Source organism: Zavarzinella formosa DSM 19928, assembly GCF_000255705.1.
Taxonomy (GTDB): domain Bacteria; phylum Planctomycetota; class Planctomycetia; order Gemmatales; family Gemmataceae; genus Zavarzinella; species Zavarzinella formosa.
The window spans coordinates 447,965-470,093 of record NZ_JH636445.1 but is presented as its reverse complement, the minus strand read 5'-3'; the positions used below and the strand labels follow the sequence as shown (position 1 = coordinate 470,093).

The 22,129-nt window shown below is 58.4% G+C and carries 15 protein-coding genes; 5 read left to right on the top strand and 10 right to left on the bottom strand.

What is annotated here, in order from left to right; all coding sequences use genetic code 11:
- Positions 1-5: 5 nt before the first annotated feature.
- The 3 genes from BGIM_RS0133870 to BGIM_RS53800 all read right to left on the bottom strand — a co-directional run bounded on the left by BGIM_RS0133870 (position 6) and on the right by BGIM_RS53800 (position 3,436).
- On the bottom strand, positions 6-2,393 hold the full coding sequence (locus tag BGIM_RS0133870) for an outer membrane protein assembly factor BamB family protein (RefSeq protein WP_020474102.1): 2,388 nt from the start codon (positions 2,391-2,393) through the stop codon (positions 6-8).
- A gap of 85 nt (positions 2,394-2,478) precedes the next feature.
- Positions 2,479-3,030, bottom strand: coding sequence for a disulfide bond formation protein B (locus BGIM_RS58740; protein ID WP_052640110.1), 552 nt, complete (start codon positions 3,028-3,030; stop codon positions 2,479-2,481).
- A gap of 70 nt (positions 3,031-3,100) precedes the next feature.
- Complete coding sequence (locus tag BGIM_RS53800) at positions 3,101-3,436, bottom strand: ribosome-binding factor A (protein WP_157369627.1); 336 nt, start codon at positions 3,434-3,436, stop codon at positions 3,101-3,103.
- Between the two features lie 281 nt (positions 3,437-3,717).
- Between BGIM_RS53800 and BGIM_RS0133855 the strand changes: the two genes are divergently transcribed.
- Positions 3,718-4,857 (top strand): pyridoxal-phosphate-dependent aminotransferase family protein, encoded by a 1,140-nt coding sequence (locus tag BGIM_RS0133855; protein WP_020474099.1) that lies wholly within the window; start codon positions 3,718-3,720, stop codon positions 4,855-4,857.
- Between the two features lie 41 nt (positions 4,858-4,898).
- Here BGIM_RS0133855 and BGIM_RS0133850 read toward each other — a convergent pair whose 3' ends face one another.
- The 6 genes from BGIM_RS0133850 to BGIM_RS0133825 all read right to left on the bottom strand — a co-directional run bounded on the left by BGIM_RS0133850 (position 4,899) and on the right by BGIM_RS0133825 (position 13,866).
- Positions 4,899-6,704, bottom strand: coding sequence for a diguanylate cyclase family protein (locus BGIM_RS0133850; RefSeq protein WP_020474098.1), 1,806 nt, complete (start codon positions 6,702-6,704; stop codon positions 4,899-4,901).
- Between the two features lie 202 nt (positions 6,705-6,906).
- On the bottom strand, positions 6,907-9,498 hold the full coding sequence (locus BGIM_RS0133845; RefSeq protein ID WP_020474097.1) for a c-type cytochrome domain-containing protein: 2,592 nt from the start codon (positions 9,496-9,498) through the stop codon (positions 6,907-6,909).
- 166 nt (positions 9,499-9,664) lie between these two features.
- Positions 9,665-10,858, bottom strand: coding sequence for a nucleotidyl transferase AbiEii/AbiGii toxin family protein (locus tag BGIM_RS53795; RefSeq protein ID WP_020474096.1), 1,194 nt, complete (start codon positions 10,856-10,858; stop codon positions 9,665-9,667).
- A 53-nt stretch (positions 10,859-10,911) separates the two neighbouring features.
- The gene (locus BGIM_RS0133835) at positions 10,912-11,574 is read right to left on the bottom strand and encodes a hypothetical protein (protein WP_020474095.1); all 663 of its coding nucleotides are present in this window, start codon (positions 11,572-11,574) and stop codon (positions 10,912-10,914) included.
- Between the two features lie 148 nt (positions 11,575-11,722).
- Positions 11,723-12,778 carry a hypothetical protein gene (locus BGIM_RS0133830; protein WP_020474094.1) on the bottom strand — a complete coding sequence of 352 codons (1,056 nt, stop codon included), beginning with the start codon at positions 12,776-12,778 and terminating at the stop codon, positions 11,723-11,725.
- Between the two features lie 20 nt (positions 12,779-12,798).
- A complete protein-coding gene (locus tag BGIM_RS0133825; protein ID WP_020474093.1) occupies positions 12,799-13,866 on the bottom strand; it encodes a hypothetical protein in 1,068 nt (355 codons plus the stop codon).
- Between the two features lie 218 nt (positions 13,867-14,084).
- Here BGIM_RS0133825 and BGIM_RS53790 point away from each other — a divergent pair, with 218 nt between their 5' ends.
- From BGIM_RS53790 to BGIM_RS0133800, 4 genes are all read left to right on the top strand, one after another.
- Positions 14,085-14,912: a ParA family protein gene (locus BGIM_RS53790; RefSeq protein ID WP_040891104.1), complete on the top strand. Its 828-nt coding sequence runs from the start codon at positions 14,085-14,087 to the stop codon at positions 14,910-14,912.
- A gap of 71 nt (positions 14,913-14,983) precedes the next feature.
- A complete protein-coding gene (locus tag BGIM_RS0133810) occupies positions 14,984-16,348 on the top strand; it encodes a sigma-54-dependent transcriptional regulator (protein WP_020474090.1) in 1,365 nt (454 codons plus the stop codon).
- Between the two features lie 151 nt (positions 16,349-16,499).
- Positions 16,500-17,297 carry an acyl-ACP desaturase gene (locus BGIM_RS0133805; RefSeq protein ID WP_020474089.1) on the top strand — a complete coding sequence of 266 codons (798 nt, stop codon included), beginning with the start codon at positions 16,500-16,502 and terminating at the stop codon, positions 17,295-17,297.
- A 68-nt stretch (positions 17,298-17,365) separates the two neighbouring features.
- Positions 17,366-17,716, top strand: coding sequence for a hypothetical protein (locus BGIM_RS0133800; RefSeq protein ID WP_157369626.1), 351 nt, complete (start codon positions 17,366-17,368; stop codon positions 17,714-17,716).
- Between the two features lie 11 nt (positions 17,717-17,727).
- On the opposite strand, the gene BGIM_RS0133795 is transcribed toward BGIM_RS0133800, so the two are convergent.
- Positions 17,728-22,125, bottom strand: a complete 4,398-nt coding sequence (locus BGIM_RS0133795; protein WP_020474087.1) for a non-ribosomal peptide synthetase — start codon at positions 22,123-22,125, stop codon at positions 17,728-17,730.
- Positions 22,126-22,129 lie beyond the last annotated feature (4 nt).

Genomic DNA, 22,129 nt, shown 5'->3' with positions numbered 1-22,129 from the left:
AGAGATCACTCAGATGTGTCGCGGAGGCAATACAAACGGGCGGTCGGAGAGGCCGAGGCGCTGAGGCCATACCCCAAGCCGACAAACAAGCGGCGAGAGCGTTTTCCGTCGTTTTCTTCGCGAAGCACGGCGGGAATGGTCACGGTGTCCGCGTAGGGTTGTTGCGTCAGGCTGCGAAAATCGAGCGACCAAAACGGCTGGCCGTTCAGCGGGGAAACCGCCATCAACAAGCCCTCATGATTTTGGGCATAGATCACCTCGGCCACTTTTGTCTTCGGATCGGCGACGACCACCGGCGAGGCAAGCACCGGACTGCCGAGATCGCGGGACCAAATCTCCTCGCCCGTGCGGCGGTCCAGCGCATAGAGTTTCCCGTCCCGGCTGCCGACATACACTTGGTAACGATCCAAGGCCGGCTGACACACCAGACTGTTCGGCAACGCCCGCTGCCAGACGGCCGCCCCGGTGGCCGCATCCCGGCACAAGACCACGCCCACTTTGGGATCGCGATCAACCGAAAGCGTCCCGTTGCCGGTGGCGAAGAAAACATTTCTGGCGCCGATGTTCGGAGAACCCCAACAAGAATACTCGATATTCTCGCCCCAGATTTCGTTGCCGGTCTTCACATCAAGGCAGAAGATGCGGTTCGTGTTGCGTCGCTGACTCGTCCCGCTCCCGGCGTATACCCGGTCGCCGGCAAGCAGCACGTTGGCGTCCACATGCAAGCCATTTTCGCCGGTGAATTGCCAAAGCTTTTCGCCAGTCTTCGCGTCCAGACAATAGACGCCATCATCACCGGCACCGAAGACGACGCGTTTGCCGTCTGTCGCCGGTGTTGATTCAGTGTGGCTGTCCGTTTTGAATTCCCAACGCTTTTTGCCGGTTTCCAAGTCGATGCAATAAAGCTTGGAATCGCGATCCGTGTGATATCCTTCGCCGATGAACAGGGCGTCGCCGTCACTGGTGGGGGAACAGAAAATCGGCTTCATGGCCCCTTCGTCGTCGAACTCCCAAATCTGTTTTCCGGTGTCGCGTTCGAGAGCATAAATCCGGCCGTACTGGGTGAATCCCTGCCGATGGTGAACCGCTACGTAAACGCGGTCCCCCACCACCAACGGAGAAGAAACCACCTCGCCCCCTTCGGCCGGTTGAAACACCCACAGAGCTTCTTCCTGCAACTTCACCTCCGCCTTGCCGTAATTGGTCGGCACCTGATAACCGGATGTCGAGAGGAAAAACATCCCGGCCATCGCACAAGCAAAGCCCCCCGCCCACAACCCGATGGTTTCCGTGGAGACGGCCACCGGCGTTGTCTCCTTGCGGAACCACGCCAGCAAAATCGTCCCCAAGCAGGCGGTTGCCGGCACGGCCAGCAGGATCGATTCCAGAAACGGCGATTCCCGCAGCGACCATTTGAAAGCCACCGCCGACAACACCATCACGGCGATCAATCCAAGCACGGCCGCAAGGCCGACGCGGTCCAGATATCGGGGTTGGAACTCTTCGGTCCGGTTCTCTTTCGTCGCCAGTCGATAGCGTCGGATCGACCACATCGCCCCGATCCCGGCCATCCCGGCACACGCGAACCAGACTCGCGAAAATGTCGTGAGGCCGCTCCAGCGAATCCAATGGGGGAAATACAGGTAAAGAGCCGTGAGGATGGTGACAAAACTTCCCACAGAAAGAGCCGCCACCCACCGTTTCATCATCAAGGCCAACCCGCCAAATACCGTGGGGAAGAGGGCCGCGAGGGCGACGATCAATCCGATGAACGGGAGTTGAATCACTCCCAACGGCGTGTAACCCGACTTTGCCGAAGATTGCTTCTTCTTCAGCGGCGGCCCGAAACCCGGCTCGGCGGTTTCGTCATACGCCGGGAGTTTGTTGCCTTTCAATCCCTCCTGCACCGCCTTCAGAAGCTCTTCCGTCGTTCCCTTGAAGGTGCGGGTGAAATAGGTTTCGGCATGGGTGAACCGCCAGCGGGTCACATCTTTGCCATCTTGTTGTTCAACATTCCCGGCGAAGTGGAGCCAGGTGCCGTTCACATAGCCGATGGCGTCAAAGACTTTGCCGCGTTGTGTGGCGAAGATCAATAGCGTCACATCTTTGTCGAGTCGTTCGAGGAGCTTGGGAACTTGCTTTTCGTCGTTCGCCTCCTTGTCTCCGGCCAAGGCGACGGGAATTCGCTCGAAGGCAAATTTTCCTTTGAGGACTTCGACGGGAACCAAGACCATGCCGGGTTTGTCCGGCAGCCATTCACCCACCTTGACGGTGAGGATCAATGGCTGCTCCTTGACGACCTGTTCGAGCGTCACCGGTTTGGTGATCTTCGCCGGGGCAATGGCCGGGGAAAAAAGCAGGCAACCGAGGGCCAGCGTGAAGAGGCTACGCATGTGGTGAGATCCCTGGGGAAGGCAACGAAAATGATAAGCGAACCGCCCCGCGAAGCATAGCGCACGGCTGAAGGGAATCAGAATTTCACTCGGCGGCCGGAATCGGCCGGTAGCACATCAGAGGATGATGTTCGGCCAGAAACGGCGGCTGCGGCGAGGCAATCACACACGCGAACGCCAATGTTCCACCCAAGACTACCGCGAGCAGAACAGCGAAACGGGTCGTGCATCCCGCCCGGCGATCCAGTTCCACCCCAATCGCCAGAGGGATGCCAATCAAGATGTAAGACGCCAACGACTGTTGAGCGGTTTTGCCAATCCCGAACAACCCATCCGGGCAGATTTGCTGACCAATAGCGTCAAAATAGGTATGCACGGCCGCGACCACGCCACCGGCCACCGTTGGCCCCAACGCGAGAATGTTCAATTGGCCGAATGATCTGGCGGGGGAGCAATAACCGACGGCAAGCATCGCCAGCACGGCCATCGCAAAACATCGTTGATAAAAGCAAAGCGGACAGGCAATCAACCCGAGGCCAAGACTCAGATACAAACTGCCAAGGGTGGAAGCCGATGCGGCAATAAGGGCGGCCAGTGTCGCCAGACGGGAACGATTTGTGGCTGACGTGGAAGCCATGAAAAAGAAACCGGATGTTCGGGACACCTCGCAACCGTTGTATCCCGAACATCCGGCATCATCATCAAAATCAGCCGGGATGGACCGGCAGGAACAGCAATTCAGGCACCCGGCGGCGGGTGATCGCCTGACCAACCTCCATGCGAAGGGCCGAGGCCGATTCGGCAAGCTGGTCGGTCACTTTGCTCAAGGCCACTTCGGGCGGAACGGCGATTTTCACCAGCATCCGGTTGCCCCCCGGCAGCGGTTCGACGGCCTCGACGCTGCAAAGCAGCAGAACGTCGTCTTTTCGCTCCGAAACGGATCCGAGAACCCAGTGCAAGGCGTCCTTCACTTGGGCGCACAGTTGCAAGGTTTTTCGGTCCGCGCGGGGAGTGAAATTCGGCAAGCCGGAGGGACGCGGCATGTGTTTATGATTGGGGTCGCGGCGTGACATAAGCCACCTCATCGGTAAGGGTTGTGGAAACCGAAGCGTCGATGAGTCGTTTGCACTCGGTGACATGGTACACTCTCCCGGCGGGCGGCACATCGCCAAATGTGGAAGATTTTTTGGTTTGGAAACCTTCCGCGACCGCAGAGTTAGAGCATTCCTTCGGGAAAAAGGTTCACCGACAGACGACCGGTTGTCAATCGCTATAATTTTCGGTCAGAACGTTTAGTGTCCCTGTTGTCAAGGAAATTCTCCCGATGCCAAAGTCCCGCCTCTTCACCCCCGGACCGACCCCGGTTCCCGAGGAAACCCTTTTGGAACTGGCGAAGCCGGTCACCTATCACCGCACGTCCGAACAAAAGGCGGCCCTTGCGGAAGTCATCGAAAACCTGAAGTACGTCTATCAGACAACGAATGACGTGATCGTGCTGACCAGTTCCGGCACGGGCGGGATGGAAGCGGCCGTCTCCAACGTGCTAGCGCCGGGGCAAAAGGCCATCCTCCTCACGGCCGGCCGTTGGGGCGAGCGGTGGCGGGGCGTGATGAAGGGCTTCGGCATCAACATCGTCGCCGTCGAGGTTCCCTACGGCAAAGCCGTGCAACCGGCCCAGCTAGAAGCCGCCCTTGCCGAGCATCCGGACACGGTGGCCGTTTTCTCCACCCTCAGCGAAACCTCCACGGGCGTGGGTCACGACATCGAAGCCTTCGGCAAGATCGTCGCCAAGACAAATGCCCTGCTGGTCGTTGACGGCATCAGCGGTCTCGGAGCGATGGAATGCCACACGGACAAATGGAACGTGGACATCCTTGTGACCGGATCGCAAAAAGCCCTCATGCTGCCGCCGGGCTTGGCGTATGTGTCGGTCAGCCCGAAGGCGTGGAAGGTGATCGAGGGCAACAAAGCCTCGAAGACCTTCTACTTCGATCTTAAGCGTTACAAGGCCAAGCTCCCGGAATTCGACACGCCGTTCACGCCGGCGAACACGCTCATCAAGGCTCAACTGGTCAGCCTTCGGAAGATCAAGGCCGAGGGGATCGAAAACCTCTGGGCCCGGCACAACAAGATGGGCGCCGCCGCTCGCGCGGCTGTTGCCGCGATGGGGTTGGAACTCTTCGCCGAGCGGCCCAACAGCGGGCTGACAGTCATCAAAGTCCCGGCTGGAATCGACGGGAACGATCTGTTGAAGAACTTGGAAAAGAAATACGGCTACAAGCTCGCCAACGGGCAGGACGACATGAAGGGGAAAATCTGGCGGCTTTCCCACATGGGTTACGTGGATGCCTTCGACGTGATCGGCGCCATCTCCGCCTTGGAACTGGCGTTGCTCGACGCCGGATTCAAACTAGAAGCGGGGGCCGGTGTCGCCGCCGCCCAAAAGGCCTTGGCCGCGAAGTGATGACTTGACGGACCGCCCGGCGATATTTCGCCGGGCATTGCTTATCCCACCAAACACGGAACCGGGTTCTCGTCAAAACTGGACGGCAGATCCGAAATCTCCTCGTGTTCGCCACGATCACGAAACACGTGCATCACGCGAAGACGGCCGAGCGGCGTAAACTTCGGCTCCGGGTATTTGCTCGATCTAAACGGCTCGTCCACGTCGAAATCGTGGAACAACACGCGGATTTTGGGCATCCCTTGGAAGTGGACATCCTCTGCCCGTCGCTGGCCGTTGGACTTGTCAGACAACTCAAAGAGCCGCCGCCAGAGGCGAACCATCGTGCGATGGTTGACCCCGTCTTCCATGAATATCAAGTCAACCTGCAAGCCCTTGAGCAGACCATAAACGTATTGTCTGACCGGCAGGCCAAACACCTCGGCATAAGTGGGTCCGACAATTTCCGTCAGGAAGGCGGGTTCTTCGTCCACGCCAATCACTTCGTCCCGTGTCAGCCCGACGATAAACCACAAGTGCGGGGCAAACCAATATCCGCAACCGCCGGCTGACGTGCGATTTTTCGCCCGTTTCATCAGTGTTTCCAAACCTCGGAGAAACGCCCGGCGCAACTGGATCTCGTCCCGGCGGGCGGCCCGCTCGAAGACCAGTTTCCCTTCCAAGTCCGTCAAACTCACGGCCAGCGGCCAGCCGGGTTCAAACTCCAAAGCCTCGGATTGTTTTTCCGGGACCAACCGGAGTTTCACATCATGAGGCTCGGCCGTGTCAAAATGGATGTCCCAGCCATTTCGCCGGGCAAGCCGCCGGAGTTTTTTATGCAAATCCTCGGTCGCGCCGGAGATGGCCAATGCCGGCTGCCGACGCTGAGCCGGATCGTTTTTCCATGTCAGGTAGACAAACGACAGCATGGAGGCGAGGAAGCCGGGGGTCAGCCAGGCGAGCCAGTTTCCCATCACGATGGTCAGGGGCATGCTGGTGGCCGAGGCGTCGGGAGTCACACCGAACAATCCCCCGCCGGAGGCCGAAACGACAATCGCCGTCAGCAACAGCACGGCCACGGTGGTCGCGGCCAGCAGAAACCGACGCGGGGAAACGCAGCGTGCCCAACCGCCGGGATATCGCCACAGTAATTGCACGGCCGCCGGTCGTCTCGGCATCAGAAGAAGACCAACCACGCTTAACCAGCAAAGGGCTGAAAACACCAGTGTCGGCCAGATCGGCAGATACCAAGCCGCCCCGGTTGTTATCGCGAGATAGCTGACAAGGAAAATCAATTGTCGCCGACTCATCTTAAAGTCGGTCTGCCCCTCGCCGCGGGCCAGCCGGGTAAGGAGCATGATGGGGAAATAAACCCCGCCCAAAGAGGCCACGAAAATCATGCCCCACAGGACGCTCATGACCGCCAGGTAACCCGTATAGGTGACAAACACCAATTGGGGGCGCCATCCGAGGGGAAAGAACCACCAGACCGTTGCCGCCGCCGTCAGCCAGACGGACAAAGCCAGCACGACGAGGTAATAACCCAACGGCAGACGCCGGGGCAGTTTGGGGCTTCCCTTGAGATCCGGCCCGAGTTCGAGTTTGAACCGGTCGCCGGACCGAGCGACGAGCCAAGTCATGGCCCCGAGACGCTTGACCCAACCGATCGGATTAGCCCGATGGCGAATGGTGATCCCGCCCAGAATCATCATGAAAACGACTGCGCCAACCGTGTCATGCACATCGGAAGACGCTTTGCGGCCGTACATTTCGAGACCGAGAAACAGCACAACGACTGACGGTGTGAACCATCGCCCGTAAATGAGGACGTGCTGGACTTGCGGAATAAATGAGGTGAATAGTTTCATGAACGCAATCACCGACCGTGGTGTGTCCGGCCCGGATCAACCGATCCTGACACCACCGAATCCATGTCACACGGTTTGGGGGGAGTAATCACCAGTTGTGGTGATGTATCACACAGGTTAACCATCATTAGATGACGACGCCAAGGAAAATCTCCCTCAATTTTCCAAAAACCCTCATCTCGCCCGGTCACTCATGTCAAAATCACTTCGGCATTGGTTTTGGCAAAAACTTCTGGATGTTCCAGAGCAACACGGTTCCGTTTCGGTCGCCGCTAACCGTTTGAGTTCCGTTGTTTACGAACGATGCTCGCACAACAGGCTGAATGTGTCTTCGGAATGCCCCAGCTTCCTTGCGGTCGGCCACTTTCCACAATCGAACCGTGCAATCAGCCCCCGCTGACAGCAACCATTTGCCGTTGGCCGAGAACTCGGCAGAGCGAATGCTCCCCTCGTGCCCCTTGAACTCGCCGATGGATTTGCCGGTCCCCACGTCCCATAGCCTTATTATCGCATCATCGCCAGCCGAAACCAAATGCTTCCCTTCGGCATCGAAAGCCACACTCGTCACCGGGCCGGTGTGCCCCTCGAAAGTGCGGATGGCTTTGCCCGTCTCCAAATCCCACAACCACATCTTGTGGTCAGCGGCGATGATGGCCGTGCTATCGTCCGGGGCGACTGCCACCGCGTTCACATACTTCATCGGCCCCCGCCACCGCCGGACTTCGCGGCCGGTTTCCAGATCCCACAGGATCGCAAATCCGTCCAAACCACCGGAAATGGCTTGCGTTCCGTCGTGAGTAAACGCCACGGCGGTCACCAATCCCGTGTGCCCCTCCAGCTTGTGTTTTTGAAGCGTGGTCTCGATGTCCCACAAACGGACGGTTCCATCCATCCCCCCCGAGATGGCCTTTTTGCCGTCCGGAGACAGGGCGACCGCCCACACGGATGAGGTGTGTCCGACCAATCGTTTCAAATCCCGCTTCCCCTCGACCTCCACATAACGAATCGACCGGTCGGCACTGGCGATCAACGCCCGGCGTCCATCCACTGAGAAGGCGATTTGGTTCGCCTGCCCGGCCGACACCTCCAGCGGGTCCACTTCGCCGGTGTTGTCCGGCAATGTCGCCCCGATTTGCGTGGATTGGAAGAGCGTGCCCATCTTCAAGTCACGCACCAAATCGCCAAATGATTGAATCCAAACCTGTCGGCTGATCGTCCCGCCGGGAACCGCCAGCGACCCGACCGCCCGGCTCAACGCCTCGGACTCGGCCAATTTTTCCCGAAATTGAGCGGGGGCAAGTCCCACCTCGGCGGCGGCGGCGGCCAGTTCCAAATCTCCCTCGTATCGCAGAGTCATGGCGATCACCGGTTCCGTGCGACTGACTTTGGAGCCGGTCTTTTCCAATGCTTCGCGATACTTGCGGGAATCCTCGTCCATCTGGGCCGATGATTTGTCCTTCGATGGATAAAGGGCCATCGCCACCTCCGCATCAGCTTTGCTGACGGCCTTCGGGCTTTTCTCCAAATGATCCCGCATCTGGTCGGCCTTGGTGATGATCCCCGGCACATGGCACCCCATGCACGAGACGCCGAGTTCAACCGCTTTGTCCGGCCGACGGGGATCGGCGACGATGGCCGTCAACGCCTTATTAATGCGGTTGTTCACGGCGTCCATGATGAAATAACCTTGCAACCCGTTGGGCAGGCTGAAAATGGCCTCTCCCCCGGCATGCTGAAAAGTGTTCTCCACGCTCCCCGGCCCAAGGGGATAGGCGAACACATTCCGGCGATCCGGGGCGCTCAGGCCGCGATCAATCAGGTTTTGAGGAATCTCTTCAAAGTCGTAGGTCCGCCAGTAATAGCCGTGAACAGAATCGTGTCGTTCCAAGATGCGATTGTTCCGGGAGATGCCAGACCCGTTGAAGGCCACCCGCATCACCCGCTCTTGCTGGATGTTCAGGCTGGCATCGACACGGAGTTGCCGTTCCAACTCGGCGAGATTGCCGGGAAGTTGCAAGAGGTCTTGGTACAGCGGCGGCCGACTGGCCGAGGCGACGAACCAATCCCCGCGAATCGTCGGAACCTTGGTGGCGGTGAAGACCATGATGGTCCGCAGCGTGGCTCCGTCGTCGAGCAGGCCATATGGGTATTCTTGGAGCAAACGGTTCCAGATCGTCGCGTCCCACATGTACCAGCGCAGGTCGATCCGGAAGATCGTCTCGTGCGGGTCGATGGGTTCCGGATTGCGCACCTTCGGATGCCAGGAGAGCGAGTTGATGACCTTCGCCACCGCGTTGCGATAGGTTCGGAGTTCATCGTCCGCCAGACCGGCGTTCCAAAGATGGGTGAGCGTGATGTAGCGTTGAAATCGCCGCGCCCGGCGGTCGATCTTTTCCAAGTCGGCGAGGATGTTTTCCTGCACATCGGCCGCACTAATCGTCTTGCGACCGGATGTCGGTATCAACGGCGGCGCCCCGGCATCAATCCACACCCGGACGGCTTGCATATCCGCTTCGCTCAAACGGTCTTTCACATCTTGAGGCGGCATCGTCCCGGCGACCATCCGCTTGAACACCGGCGATTCGGCCGATTTGCCGGGCACGATCTTCTTGCGGGCCACCATCCGATCAAGATCGAGCAGATAGTTCATCCCGCCTTCCAGCGTGCCATTCTCGCCATGACACCGATGACAATGCGTCTTGAACACCGCCTGAGCCTTGAGGGCCAGCGGATTCGGCGACTCGGCAGCAACGAAGGCCGGGAAGGCAAGCAGGAGAATCAGCCGTGGGAGCATCGGAACAGTTCTCCGAGGAAAGACAGGTCTCAATCAAATCAGACGAGGGAGAACCCCCGTCCGATTGAGTGGATTGTGACCGATTCGGATGAGCCGAGTCAAGTGAAAGGCATGTAACAAACACATCACAAGGCCTTGTGATGTGTTTGTTACATGCCGCTGAGTGTTATTTCACTTGGGAGTTGGAATTCCTGAGCAAAGAGTCAATCACCCAGCAATTGCCTTCATGATGCAAGCCCCCGCGACAGTGAGCAAGCACATCCGCGTTTTCACATCCGGCCTCTTCAAGAGCATCCGCCAGAATCGACAACCGGCCAAACGCCTGGGCTTCGACGATCCCTTGGGCGAGTGACATCGCTTCCCATGATTTCCAATGCGGCGGGAATAGCACGGATCGTTTTGGTTGTTCACAACTTGCAAAGCTGGGCTTGATCGCTTTGATAAGACGCGCGCTCCAGTCTTCAAGGCCGCCCTGAACCCAAGGACATTCGTTCGCAAAATGATCCCATTCGACACGCCAGTCAGCGATCAAATCGTCCGCTTTCTCGAACGGTCTCACAAATCTGGTATGGCGAATCTGCTCCAGTGCATTGTCGGATGGTCTCGCAACTCCGTAATGATGAATCTGCTCAAGGATCGTCCGGGGCAAAAAGACATGTTCAGCCAGAATCGCGGCATCATACAAATCTTTTCCTTGTGGGTTTATGTCCGTCTCCAACCACAACACTTTCCATGCGAATGATTGCCCGACCCCGGCTGTCCAGATCAACACTATTTCCCCGCCCGTCAAAGCGAGTTGCGTCAGGATCGGAGGTTCTGTCAGTTCCTCGGCAAAGACGATGTCCACTTGAACGGCCCCGCCTGGCAAACCACGGGTTTGCCAGGGAAAAACGATCCGCCGCCCCTCGGCCCGTTCATACGTCCAAATATTGTCGCATGCTACCATGTCGTGGAGAAAGTCTATTCCCGCCGGACCGGGGCGGGACGCCACGCATGAACGCAAACCGTTGAGCATGGCAACGCCCGACGAATCTGTTGGCTGAAGTGTCGCCGGACGGACCACATAGTCCAAATCCCCCGGCTCGCGGGCCTCGTCCCCAAACCATGCCTTCAAGAGGCGGCTCCCGCGCAAGACCAGTTGCTTCCCCCAAGGTGATTCGGCCACCAGGCGAAGCACATGGTCCGTGGCCAGTCTCCGGGCTTCCCGCCAGCGAATGGCATCCTCCGGCCGGGCAAACTCCGGGTCGCCCGCCCGAAACGCATACTGGAACTCTTTGAGCGCGGGATCGAAAATTTGCGGCCGGTTTCCCCCGTCTTCCAAATTGGCGGCGTAGAAAGTCGCCGGATAATTGGTGCTCATCTTTAACCTCCATTGGTGAGGATGTTTGGTGTCATTTGTGTGGGTGTGGCAACTTATTGCCGTTTCTCGATCCATCCGTCATCCACGGCAAGATTGCTGTCATGGACGACAAATTCCTCTTCAATTTCAAGCGGGGCGTATCCCTGTGTTCTCAACTCCGCAAGGAGCTGTTCCAAACTTCGCCGCGAGGCGACCTGACCAACCTGAAAGCATCGCTGTGTGACAAAGCGTTCCGAACGCCCGTCGTCACGTTGGCGAAACGCATTGCGGGACAAATGCGCCGAATGTCCTTCAACAAGTCTGGCAAGCACGGGAATATCAGTCGTCGCCTCAAGCACCAGTTTGACATGGTGCTCAAAGTATTTTCCCGAATGGCTTTCCACGGCTTCCGTGTCGGACTGCGGCACCCCCCGGTTCCAAGGGGCCGCCTCAATCTTCACTCGGGTGACTTCAATCCCGTCGGCAAGCAGCCGACGACTCAACTCCGTCGCCGCATGCATCTGCTCGGAAACCAACCCGGACGCCCGCCGGGTCAGCATGGGTTGAGACGGGACATTCCCCCGCTCCAAAACGATGTGGAGGAATTTGAGACGATGCCGGGCCGCCCATGCCCTTGCCGCGTCAACATTCCTGGTGTCTTCGGCGCGGATCGTCAAGTGAGTCTCGAATTCGCCTTCGTATTCCAAGGCATCACTTTTCAAAAGCATCATCTGCATGTGTCACTCACGAAAATGATTTGAACAGGCATTCTGGATTCCGTCTGGAATCAAGTGAGTTTGGAGGCCGTCGAAGTTCGCGCCGAATCGCGGGCGAACCAACGTGTTTGTTGAATTGGCATTAACGGGATGTGAGATCGGTGATGAATCAGCGAAGGGAAACGGCAAACGGAATCAGCGAGGTCTTGACCTGCGGCTGGCGTTGCCTCACGGGCAGTTCCTCGGCCTCGAAGGGGCGGTCGATGGCGTTACCGGAAACGTCTTCCAGTTTCCAGTTGAGCCTGATTTGATGGTCGCCGTTCTTCCAAGGTTGCGCGGGGGAGAATCGCCAGACGGTTTCTTGTTTGTCCAGCGTGATCTTTCCGGCCATTTCCTTGCCGTCGGTTTCGAGAACGGTCAGACAATTCATCAGGAGGGCTTCATCCATCGCCACCGGAAATGTGATGCTCAACGCCTCGCCAGGTCGGGTCGGGGGAACGATCTTCCAATCTTTCGGCGTCGGCGCCTTGGTTTGGGGCGGGGTCGCTGTGACGACTCGCCGCCAGTCGTTTCCAAGCGGGACATCGTTTGAATCGGGCCAATTCCCGTCGATCACGATGGTGAATTTCTTGCCCGATTGAAACACCGGGCCGAGGTCAAGTCGCGGTTTCACTTCTTGCTTGATGCGGCCCGGATCGACCAGCAGCGTCAGGCGTTTCTGATCGGCGTCCCAGAGTTCTTCATCGATGATCAGAAACGGTTGATCGACGGCTTTCGCGTTCTCATCAAGGACACGAATCCGCGAATAAACATCGCCCCGACTCATTGGCTTCGAGAAGACGAGATAAAACCGCAAGGTATTTTCGGGGATCTGATCACCCGAGGGAAAAACTTGGGTGAGGACAGGGCGGGTTTTGTCCCGCTCGTCCGGAATGGTCACATCCGCAAACTTCGTCTTCTCGTTGAAGAAGACGCGATACTTGCCACCGGGTTGGAAAGGATATTTCGGCAGGAAGGCCGACGCCTCCCGGCCAAGAGCTTTCCATTCTCCGGCAATCGCCGGTCGTTGGGCAATGGCCTCTTCCGTCCCCGAAGCCACCACGACTCGCGCGGCGGCCGTCGAGGGTGCGTTAAGAACGACAAGTTGATGGTCCCGCCAAACCGCCGTCGGTTCCGCGAAGACCATCGACCCGAAAAACAACCAGATGCCAATGGCCGGCCTCATGGGAGAGTTCCTTCGTTCGCTTACGGCAGGGGGACGATTTCGAGGTTGTAATTCTTGTCAGCCTTCCGCAGGACAACCACCTTGTCGCCGCTGGCCTTGTCCATTTGAACGGTGCCTTCCAAGTCTTTGATCTTGTCATACTTCAGGCCGGCCGTTTCGCCGTTCACCCTGGCGGTGATTTCGTCGATCTTGTCGATGCCTTCGAGCGAAACCTTCATCACGCCACGAGTGGTGTTCGCGATCAGTGCATAATCCTTCGAAGCTTGCGTGTAAATGATGATGTCCAGCGGAAGGTTTCGGTTGCCGAGTTCGGCGACCGTCTTGCCCTTCACCTTTTCTCCGGCCTTGATCGAATCCAGGGAAATCTTCACCAGGGGAGTGCATTGATACGAGGCCAGCAAGTGCGTCTGACCGGCGATGTCGTAGGCGGCGAAAGTTCGGATTGGGGCCTTCGTCTCAAACTTGCCGTGAGCGCCATGAAAAATTTCGACGCCCACGCCCTTGTTGCCCGAGGTGAACGGGAACGGGATTGACTGAAGGCTAGAGTCCCATTCCTCGCTGGTGACACCGGAGACCACCACGCTCCCCTTCACAAAGGCCAGTCCGGTGACGACCACTTGCTTCTTGAGGTTCGAGTCGCCGATCTTCACGGAGGCGTTGCCGATCTTCTTCAAGTCCAAGGCGACGGGCTTGCCATCATCTCCGATCTTGATGATCGCGGGCATCGCGTCCGGCCCTTTGCCGCGGGCGACCGAGAGGAACACACGGCCGGTGGCGGGGTTGACCTTCAAGTCGTTGATGATGACTTGATCGGCGGTGACGCCGAGGGCGCTGGCGATTTGTTCGTCCAGTTTTTCAATCTTGCTGACGGTGTTGCCGGTCTTGGTGTCGCCGGTGTCAATCGCGAAGATCGACTTCCCGGCCGTGTCCGCAACGAACAGGATGCTGTCCGGCCCGAAGGCCAATGTGCCGGCGGACTTCAATTCGGCCGTGCCGACCTTGAGGCCGTTGTCTTTCTCGGCCGAAAAACCCATACCGGCAAACGCCACCAAGGCGACCCCGGCCAACCAGCGAGAGCTACGGACCATGTTGACTCCATTTTGAGAGGATCAGGCTGCCACCGTCCATCATCGCCAAGTCGTTCCCGGATGCAAGCCTCTTCTCGCTAACTTCGTCACATCCGGGCAAGAATGAGAAGATGATGAAAACGGGACAACCCGCATGACGGGACAATTCCCGCCGAATGATCTGGACATTCCCCGGCCTCATGGTATTCACGCCCCGCGACCAGATTTCGGGGGATGCCATGCGACGTATTGCGATCATCAATCAAAAGGGTGGCGTCGGGAAGACCACGACGGCCGTGAACCTTGCGGCAGCGCTCGCCAAACAAGGCGAACGGGTTTGCGTGCTTGACCTCGACCCGCAAGCCCACGCCACCACGAACTTCGGATTGGAACCGGACGGCGAACGCCCCAGCATTTACGACGTGTTGGTGCGAAACCGCACGATGGCCGATGTCCGCAAGGAAGTCGGGGAAAACCTGTCCTTGGTGGCTTCGGACATTAATCTGGCCGGGGCCGAAGTGGAACTGGCCGGCATGGTGGGCCGGGAAGTCATCCTGCGGGAAGCAATGACGCAGGACACCGAAGAATTTGATTTTCTGCTGATGGATTGCGCTCCGTCGCTCGGCGTGCTGACCATCAATGCCCTGGCGGCGGCCGACGAAGTGTTCATCCCGCTTCAGCCGCATTTCTTCGCGTTGCATGGCCTCAGCAAACTGTTGGAAACCACTGCGTTGGTCGCCCGGCGCATCAATCCGGGGCTGACGGTGTCCGGCGTGGTGCTGTGCCTTTACGACGGCAACACCCGGCTCGCCCAGGAAGTCGTGCGCGATCTCCGGGAGTTCCTGGCTCAATCACGCGGAACAAACCGCCCGTGGGCGGCCGCCAAGGTGTTCGACGCCAAAATTCGGCGGAACATCAAACTGGCCGAATGCCCGAGTTTCGGCCGGACGATTTTTGAATACGCCCCCAAAAGTACCGGGGCCGAAGACTACGCGGCGCTGGCTCTTGAGGTCTCCGGCGTGATCGAAGTCGGCAGCCCCGCCGAACCCGAAATGGCCGCCGCCTGAACCGGGGATGGTTCTTTTCTGGCACGCAGTTCCGATAATGGGAAAAGCGACCTTCCCTCCCGGGTGCTGCGATGCCATCCTACCGTGCGGCGATCCTCATCTGTGATGACGAACCGCTGATCCGCGACACTCTTGCGGAATACCTCAGCTCCGAGAACTTCCAGGTTGAAACCGTCGGCAGCGGCGAAGACGCGGTCCGGCGGGCTTCCGAACACTACTTCGACATTGTCCTTTGCGACGTGAATTTGCCGGGCATCGACGGCATCGAAGTGCTGCAACGGATCATGTCCGTCAACCCGGAATCATTTGTCCTGCTCATCACCGCCTATGGCACGGTGGAAAGCGCCGTCGAGGCGTTTCATCGCGGGGCGCAAGATTATTTGATGAAGCCCATCCTCTTGGATGAGGTGCTGAACAAGATCAACCGCCTGCTCAAGGTGCGTGATCTCTCCCGAGAGAATCAATGGCTTCGGCGGGAACTGCACCGGGAAATCTCCTCGGAAATCATCATCGGTTCCAGCCCGGCAATCACCCAGTTGTATGTCATCGCCCGAAAGGTCGCCCCGACCCGTTCGACGCTTTTGATTCAAGGCGAAAGCGGCACGGGCAAAGAAGTGCTGGCCCGGTACATCCACTCGGAAGCCCGCGGCGGTGAACGCTTCGTGGCCGTTAATTGCGCGGCCATTCCTCACGACCTGCTTGAAAACCAACTCTTCGGCCACCGCAAAGGCTCCTTCACCGGGGCCGACCGCGATCAGGCGGGCGTCTTCGTCCACGCGGCCGACGGGACGGTTTTTCTGGATGAGATTGCCGAGTTGCCGCTGGCGACGCAAGCCAAACTCCTGCGGGCCATCGAACAAAAAGAAGTGCTGGCGGTCGGGGCGAATGAACCAGTCAGAGTCGAAGCGAGGATCATTGCCGCAACGAACAAGAACCTCTCCGTGGAAGTCGAAAACGGCCGGTTCCGGGAAGACCTCTACTATCGGCTCAACGTGGTGACGCTTAAATTACCGTCGTTGCGAGACCGCCGGGAAGACATTCCCTTGCTGGTCGAACAATTGCTTGCCAAGCACGCGAAATCGTTGGGCAAGCACATCGCCGGCGTGAGCCATGAGGCGATGCAGTTGTTGATTGCCTGTCCTTGGAAGGGCAACGTCCGGGAATTGGACAACGCCTTGCAACGGGCGGTGATCTTGGGCGACGGGCCGCTGGTTACCCCGGCCGATTTGCCGCCGGATCTGGCCCCGGTGCCGGATGATCCGAATTTGGTGGACAATCTGAATCTGGCGATCGAACGATTTGAACGGCGACACCTCGAGCGTATCCTCCGGCAAACGGCCGACAAACGGGAGGCCTCCCGCCGCCTTGGCATCGGCTTGAGTTCGCTGTACCGGAAGATCGACGAACTAAATGTCACCGTCCCGGACGGAAAATGACGATTCCCGCTGGTTCCGGTTGTGCATCGACGCCACATCAGTGACAATTCGATGAACAATGCGTTGCTTTTCGGGCGATAACACGCGATGACTGCCCCTGTTGGCATCGCGTGCCTAATATCCGAATCAGCCCGAATAGAGACCACCTACCATGTCCGCCACCGAAAGCCCGGAGATGCAGCGGAAGATCTATGCCGCTTACCGGGATTACTTCGACAAGGCCGAGCGAAAACGGCGTTGGAACGTGGCCGAAGACATTCCGTGGGACAAGTGCAACAACGCCATCGACCCGGCCATTGCGGATGTCGTCCAGACATTCTGCATGATCGAGTTGTTCTTGCCAGATTATCTCGCCAAGCAAATCCCCGATGTGCGAGCCAACAAGGGCCGGGCGTGGATGCTGGCCAATTGGGGCTACGAGGAATCCAAGCACTCGATGGTGCTTGAGGAGTGGCTGCGGCGATCCGGCCATCGCACCGAAAAACAGATTGAAGACTTCTCCGAAGCGGTGACCGACCGCGAATGGAACCTCAAGTATCACAACTCAACGGCGGCCGTCATCTACACGATGATGCAGGAACTCGCCACCCAACTCAACTACCGCAACCTGCGGCGAGTCGCCGGGGGGAAAGACCCGGCCCTCGACAAGATTTTGGAACTCGTCTCCATCGACGAGGCCGCCCACGCCCAGTTTTTTCGTAACCTCACCTCGATTTATCTGGAAGAAGACCGGGCCGGCACATTGGAACAATTCCGGCTGGTGGCCAACACCTTCGGAATGCCTGCCAACGACTTGCTAGCCGACGGCCGCGAACGGGTCGAGGCGGTGAAGAGTTTGAAGATTTTCGACGAGCAAGTGTATTTCGCGGAAGTTTACATGCCGATTTTACAGCGTCTCGGATTGACCAAGGCCGACTTGCGGCCGAAGAAAGTTTTCCGCGCGGCATAGACGGAATGGCTAAAAATCGTTTTGAGAACGCATATTTGGCCCACAGTCATGCGGCAGGGGCAAAGCCGATGAATTCTCAATTCTTGAGACTGTTGGCAGGGTGTTTTGTCCTGACGCTTTTCGCAGGATGCCAGCCGTCCGCGCCAAGTCCTTCCCCTCCCTTGGAGAACATCTCCCCGGAGGAACGCCAAGCCATTGACCTTGCGCAAGAGTTCTTGGCAAAGCAGGAAGTGAAGCTGAATTGGGGCAAGCCAGGTAAAGTTCAACAAGCCAAAGTGGAAAGTATTCCCGGAATGAAGGGCAAAGATATTTTCGTGGTGACCTATCCCACCCCGCCGGATGAAGTGAAAGTGGTGGGCGGCCGGGCGATTGTGGTGGATATCAAAACGGGGCGAGTGGCGTTTTTGCCGCGAGACTAATTCCGAATCAATCAAAGCATCGGAACAGCCTCTGGCTCAACAATCTTGGATTCCCACGGGATTTCAGGACGGGTGGCCCGAATCGTCGCCCGCATGTCTTGGACGAGGAAACTCACGTTTCGATCGTCGAAGAACTCCATGTGGCCGGCCGGAACTCCGAATGTCTCCACCGTCCCTTTGACCCAGTCCGTCCAGCCCAACAGCGGGTCGTCGTGCGTGGTGGCGGCCCACGTTTCTTGCTGCTCTGACCGGGCGATGACCAAATGCCCGTTCCACTTCGCGCTTGGCCAGTAGCGATAGTTCGCCCGCTCCAACCCGGCCCACACCTTTTTGATGATCTCGGCCGACAATCCGGTAATGCCGGGATAATTCGGCATGTCGAGATGACCGTATCCCGCCGCCGAGAGCGTCCGGTGCCGGAGATTCATCAGGCGTTGCTTGAGATACCGCCACTTGCTGCGAAAACCGGAACCGAAGAGGAAGTTCTTCCCGTGGATGGCAATGCGGATTGGCCAGGAACGCTTCCGCGGGTAACCGGGGGCGAACGTGTCGAACACAATCACCTTGGCGACCTTCAGCCCCATTGTCTGCATCCGAATGGCCAATTCGTAGGCCACCAACCCGCCGACCGAATATCCCGACAACACATAAGGCCCCTCGGGCCGGTGTTTCAGGATTTCGGGCAGGTAGCGATCCGCGATGTCCTCAATGCGATCAAGCGGCGGTTCTGTGCCATCGACGCCGATGGCCTTCATTCCATAAGCCGGGAACTCCGGCCCGAGCATCCGGGAGAACCGCTGGAACGCGAACACATGCCCGCCTGCCCCGGCGATCATGAACAACGGCGGGTATGGTCCCTCTTCGTTCAAGGGAACCACGCAACCCTGCCCGAGTTCCAACTTCTGCTGGATCATCACCGCCAGTTCGCGCACGGTCGGGGCGGCAAGCAACGAAGCGAGCCTCAACTCGAAGCCGAGATATTGCTGGATGCGGGCGACCAGTTCGGCCGCCTTGAGAGAATGGCCACCGAGATCGAAAAAGTTGTCGTCCCGGCCAACCGCCCCAATGCCCAAGACTTCGGAAAAAGCCTCGGCAATCGTCGCCTCCATGTCGTTGGCGGGCGGTTCTTTGGCCTTGGTGATGGCCCGGACAGTCTGGGACTGGCTTGGCTGCTTCAGGCTGTTCCGGTCCACCTTGCCGTTGGGCGTGAGGGGGATCGCCTCCAGAAACACGAATGTGGTCGGAACCATGTATTCCGGCATCCGGGCACGAAGATACGTCGCCAGTGTGGCCGCTTCCACCCGCGAGCGGGCGACGACGAACGCCGTCAGCATCACCACCCCACCGGCATCGCGAAAAGGTTTGACGACCGCTTCCCGCACCGTCGGGTGCTGGGTCAGCCCTGCCTCGATTTCGCCAAGTTCAACCCGGAAGCCGCGCACCTTGACTTGATGATCGATCCGGCCGAGAAACTCCAAGTTGCCATCCGGCCAGTATTTGGCCAGATCGCCTGTTTTGTAAAGCCGTTCTCCCGGTCGGAACGGGTCCGGGATGAATCGTTGGGCGGTCAGTTCCTCGCGGTTCAAATACCCGTCTGCCAGACAGAGACCCCCGATGTGCAGTTCGCCCGGCGTGCCAACCGGCACGGGTTGCAATTGTTCATCCAGCACATGGTAAACCGCGTTGCGAATGGGTTTGCCATAAGGGATGCTGGCCCACGCGGGGTCGACGGTTTCCACCGGATACCAATTGGACCAGATGGCTGCCTCGGTCGCTCCACCGAGGCTGACCACCTTCGCGTTAACGAAGGTATTGCGAATTTGATCGGGCAGCGTGACAGGAATCCAATCCCCGCTGAGCATGACCAGCCGAAGGGACGCACAACTTTCTTGTTGATGAAAAAACGGGACAAGTTGCTGGAGCGCGGCAGGCGCCGAATCCCACATGGTGATCCGGCCGGAATGAAGCAGTTCGGCCAGTTTTTGCGGTTCCCGCAATTCTTGTTCGGTGGTCACATACAACGAACCGCCGGCGCCGAGGACTCCGAAGATGTCATAGACGGAGAGATCGAAACTCAGCGAGGTCACGAACAACAGCCGATCCGACGGGCCGACCTTGAGTTCCCGGCTTACCCAGTCAATGGTGTTGACGGCCGCCCGGTGCCGGACGACCACCCCCTTGGGGATTCCGGTCGAACCGGAGGTGTAGATCACATAGGCCACTTGGTCCGGCGTGGCCGATGCTCCTTGAATCGCCGCCTCATCCGGTTCGGGAAGAGGCTGATCGGCCCGCAGCACTTGCCGGTCGCCGACAGGCAAATGATCCGCGATCGTCGAGTGCGTCACCAAGATTTTCGCCTGACAATCTTCCAACATAAATTGGAGACGATCTGCGGGATAGGTCGGGTCGAGCGGCACATAAGCCCCGCCCGCCTGGGTGATCGCCAGCACGGCGGCTACCATGTCCGGCGAACGATTCATGCAGACAGCAATCAAATCGCCGGGTCGCACGCCCATGCTTCGCAAACAGGTGACGAGTTGTCTGACGCGGTGGTTTAACTGGCGGTAAGTGACGGATTCACGGCTGGTGACAAGGGCGACGGCCTCCGGGCGTTCGGCCGCCTGCCGTCGGAACGCATCGGGAAGCGTCTCCTGATCGGGATAAGGACCGGCCGTGTCATTCCAATCGAAGAGGATTCGTCGGCGTTCGTCGGGAGTCATCAACGACAATTCCCCGATACGTAGGGAAGGTTCCGCGCATACCTGTTCCAGGAGGGCCTGAAACCGTGTAACTATTCTATGAATATCCGCATCGGCAAAGAGATCGGAGTCGAACTCCATCCATCCCCAAACACTGTCAAACGGCCCATCTTCCAGCACCAAACGAATGTCGAACATACTCGTGCCGTTGTGGACGGGAATATTCGTCAATCTTGCGCGGGCAAATCGCTCCGGCATGATGCGGACGTTCTGATAGTAAAAAGCCGTTTGGAAAAACGGCTGCCGTGAGGAATCACGAACAGGGTTCAATTCCTCGGCCAGCAAATCAACAGGCACTTCCTGATGGATAAAGGCATCCAGCCGGGCTTGCCGAACCCGCTCCAGCACATCGCGGAATGAGGGATTTCCCTCCAAGGACGTTCGCAACACCAACATGTTCGTGAACATACCGATAAGCGGTTCCGTCTCCGGACGGCTTCGACCGGCGACGGGTGAACCCACGGCGATGTCCGTCTGTTCGGTCAGCCGGCCCAACAAAATCTGCCAGGCGGCCAGCCCGATCATGAACCGGGTGGCCGATTCCTGTCGGCCGAGTTTGTCAATCGCGTTAAGTAATTTGCGGGAGATCACAAACGGGTGATATCCGCCGTTGCCAGCCCGCCGTGGCGGTCTTGGCTTGGCAAAAGGCAGGTCAAGCGTCGGGATCGGCCCGGCGAGTTGCTTCTTCCAATATTCAATGTGCTCGCGTGTCTTCGGCGTGGTGAGATGTTCCCGCTCCCACCGGCCATAATCCCCATATTGAATCGGCATCGGCGGCAGCGCAGCGGTTTGGTCATTCCGGGCAGCTTCGTAAAGAGCCTCCAGATCCGAGAACATCACACCGAACGACCAACCGTCAATGATGGAATGGTGGAAGGTCATTCCCCACAGATATTCATCCGTCCCGGTGCGGTACAGTTTTACCTGGTAAAGCCGGCGTGCCTTCAAGTCAAACGGCGTGCGGGCATCCATCACCGCCTCGGCCAAGGCAATCTTCTCATGCTCGGTCGCGGGTTGCGACCGGAGATCCGTTACTGGAAGTTCAAAACGCTCCGGCGGGCCGACGACCTGCCAAAACTGGCCGTCCGCATGTTCCAGATGGGTGCGCAAAATATGGTGACGGGCTTCTAACTGTTCATGGGCAATCCGCAAAGCCTCGACATCAAGCGGCCCCTGCCAGCGAAGCAGAAAAGGGACGTTATAGACTTCGGGCCGGCCGGAGGTTTGATCCATGAACCAAAGCCGCTGTTGTCCGCGGCTGGCCGGATACCGGGTTTGCGAGGCATCTGTCTGGATGGGAGCCAACTGGCTTTCTGTGTTGTCCGCCAAAGCGGCTTCCAACAAGGCGCACATTCCCCTGACAGTGCGTGCCGTGAACAATTCCCCTTCGGATAGTTTCGCGTGGAATTGTCGGCTCACTCGCGTGAGAATGATGACAGCGGAAAGGGAGTCTCCGCCAAGCTCAAAGAAATCCTCGTCCGGGCCGATGGAATCCAATTGAAGCGCGTCAGCCCAAATTCCGCAGACCTTCGCAGTGAGCGAGGTTTGGTCGTCGCAAACCGACAGGGAGGGTTTCGACGGGCCATTGTCATCGAAAGTCGTCACAGGTTCCTCGCTGGATAATTGCGATTCACCATCCAAAAGGACCATCTGA

Excerpts from the sequence above, each read along its gene's own strand:
- BGIM_RS0133805 (WP_020474089.1), top strand. The coding sequence starts at position 16,500 with ATGTCCGCCACCGAAAGCCCGGAGATGCAGCGGAAGATCTATGCCGCT.
- BGIM_RS0133830 (WP_020474094.1), bottom strand. The coding sequence starts at position 12,778 with ATGAGGCCGGCCATTGGCATCTGGTTGTTTTTCGGGTCGATGGTCTTC.
- BGIM_RS0133825 (WP_020474093.1), bottom strand. The coding sequence starts at position 13,866 with ATGGTCCGTAGCTCTCGCTGGTTGGCCGGGGTCGCCTTGGTGGCGTTT.
- BGIM_RS0133835 (WP_020474095.1), bottom strand. The coding sequence starts at position 11,574 with ATGCAGATGATGCTTTTGAAAAGTGATGCCTTGGAATACGAAGGCGAA.
- BGIM_RS58740 (WP_052640110.1), bottom strand. The coding sequence starts at position 3,030 with ATGGCTTCCACGTCAGCCACAAATCGTTCCCGTCTGGCGACACTGGCC.
- BGIM_RS0133845 (WP_020474097.1), bottom strand. The coding sequence starts at position 9,498 with ATGCTCCCACGGCTGATTCTCCTGCTTGCCTTCCCGGCCTTCGTTGCT.
- BGIM_RS0133795 (WP_020474087.1), bottom strand. The coding sequence starts at position 22,125 with ATGGTCCTTTTGGATGGTGAATCGCAATTATCCAGCGAGGAACCTGTG.
- BGIM_RS0133850 (WP_020474098.1), bottom strand. The coding sequence starts at position 6,704 with ATGAAACTATTCACCTCATTTATTCCGCAAGTCCAGCACGTCCTCATT.
- BGIM_RS0133855 (WP_020474099.1), top strand. The coding sequence starts at position 3,718 with ATGCCAAAGTCCCGCCTCTTCACCCCCGGACCGACCCCGGTTCCCGAG.
- BGIM_RS53800 (WP_157369627.1), bottom strand. The coding sequence starts at position 3,436 with ATGCCGCGTCCCTCCGGCTTGCCGAATTTCACTCCCCGCGCGGACCGA.
- BGIM_RS53795 (WP_020474096.1), bottom strand. The coding sequence starts at position 10,858 with ATGAGCACCAATTATCCGGCGACTTTCTACGCCGCCAATTTGGAAGAC.
- BGIM_RS53790 (WP_040891104.1), top strand. The coding sequence starts at position 14,085 with ATGCGACGTATTGCGATCATCAATCAAAAGGGTGGCGTCGGGAAGACC.
- BGIM_RS0133870 (WP_020474102.1), bottom strand. The coding sequence starts at position 2,393 with ATGCGTAGCCTCTTCACGCTGGCCCTCGGTTGCCTGCTTTTTTCCCCG.
- BGIM_RS0133810 (WP_020474090.1), top strand. The coding sequence starts at position 14,984 with ATGCCATCCTACCGTGCGGCGATCCTCATCTGTGATGACGAACCGCTG.
- BGIM_RS0133800 (WP_157369626.1), top strand. The coding sequence starts at position 17,366 with ATGAATTCTCAATTCTTGAGACTGTTGGCAGGGTGTTTTGTCCTGACG.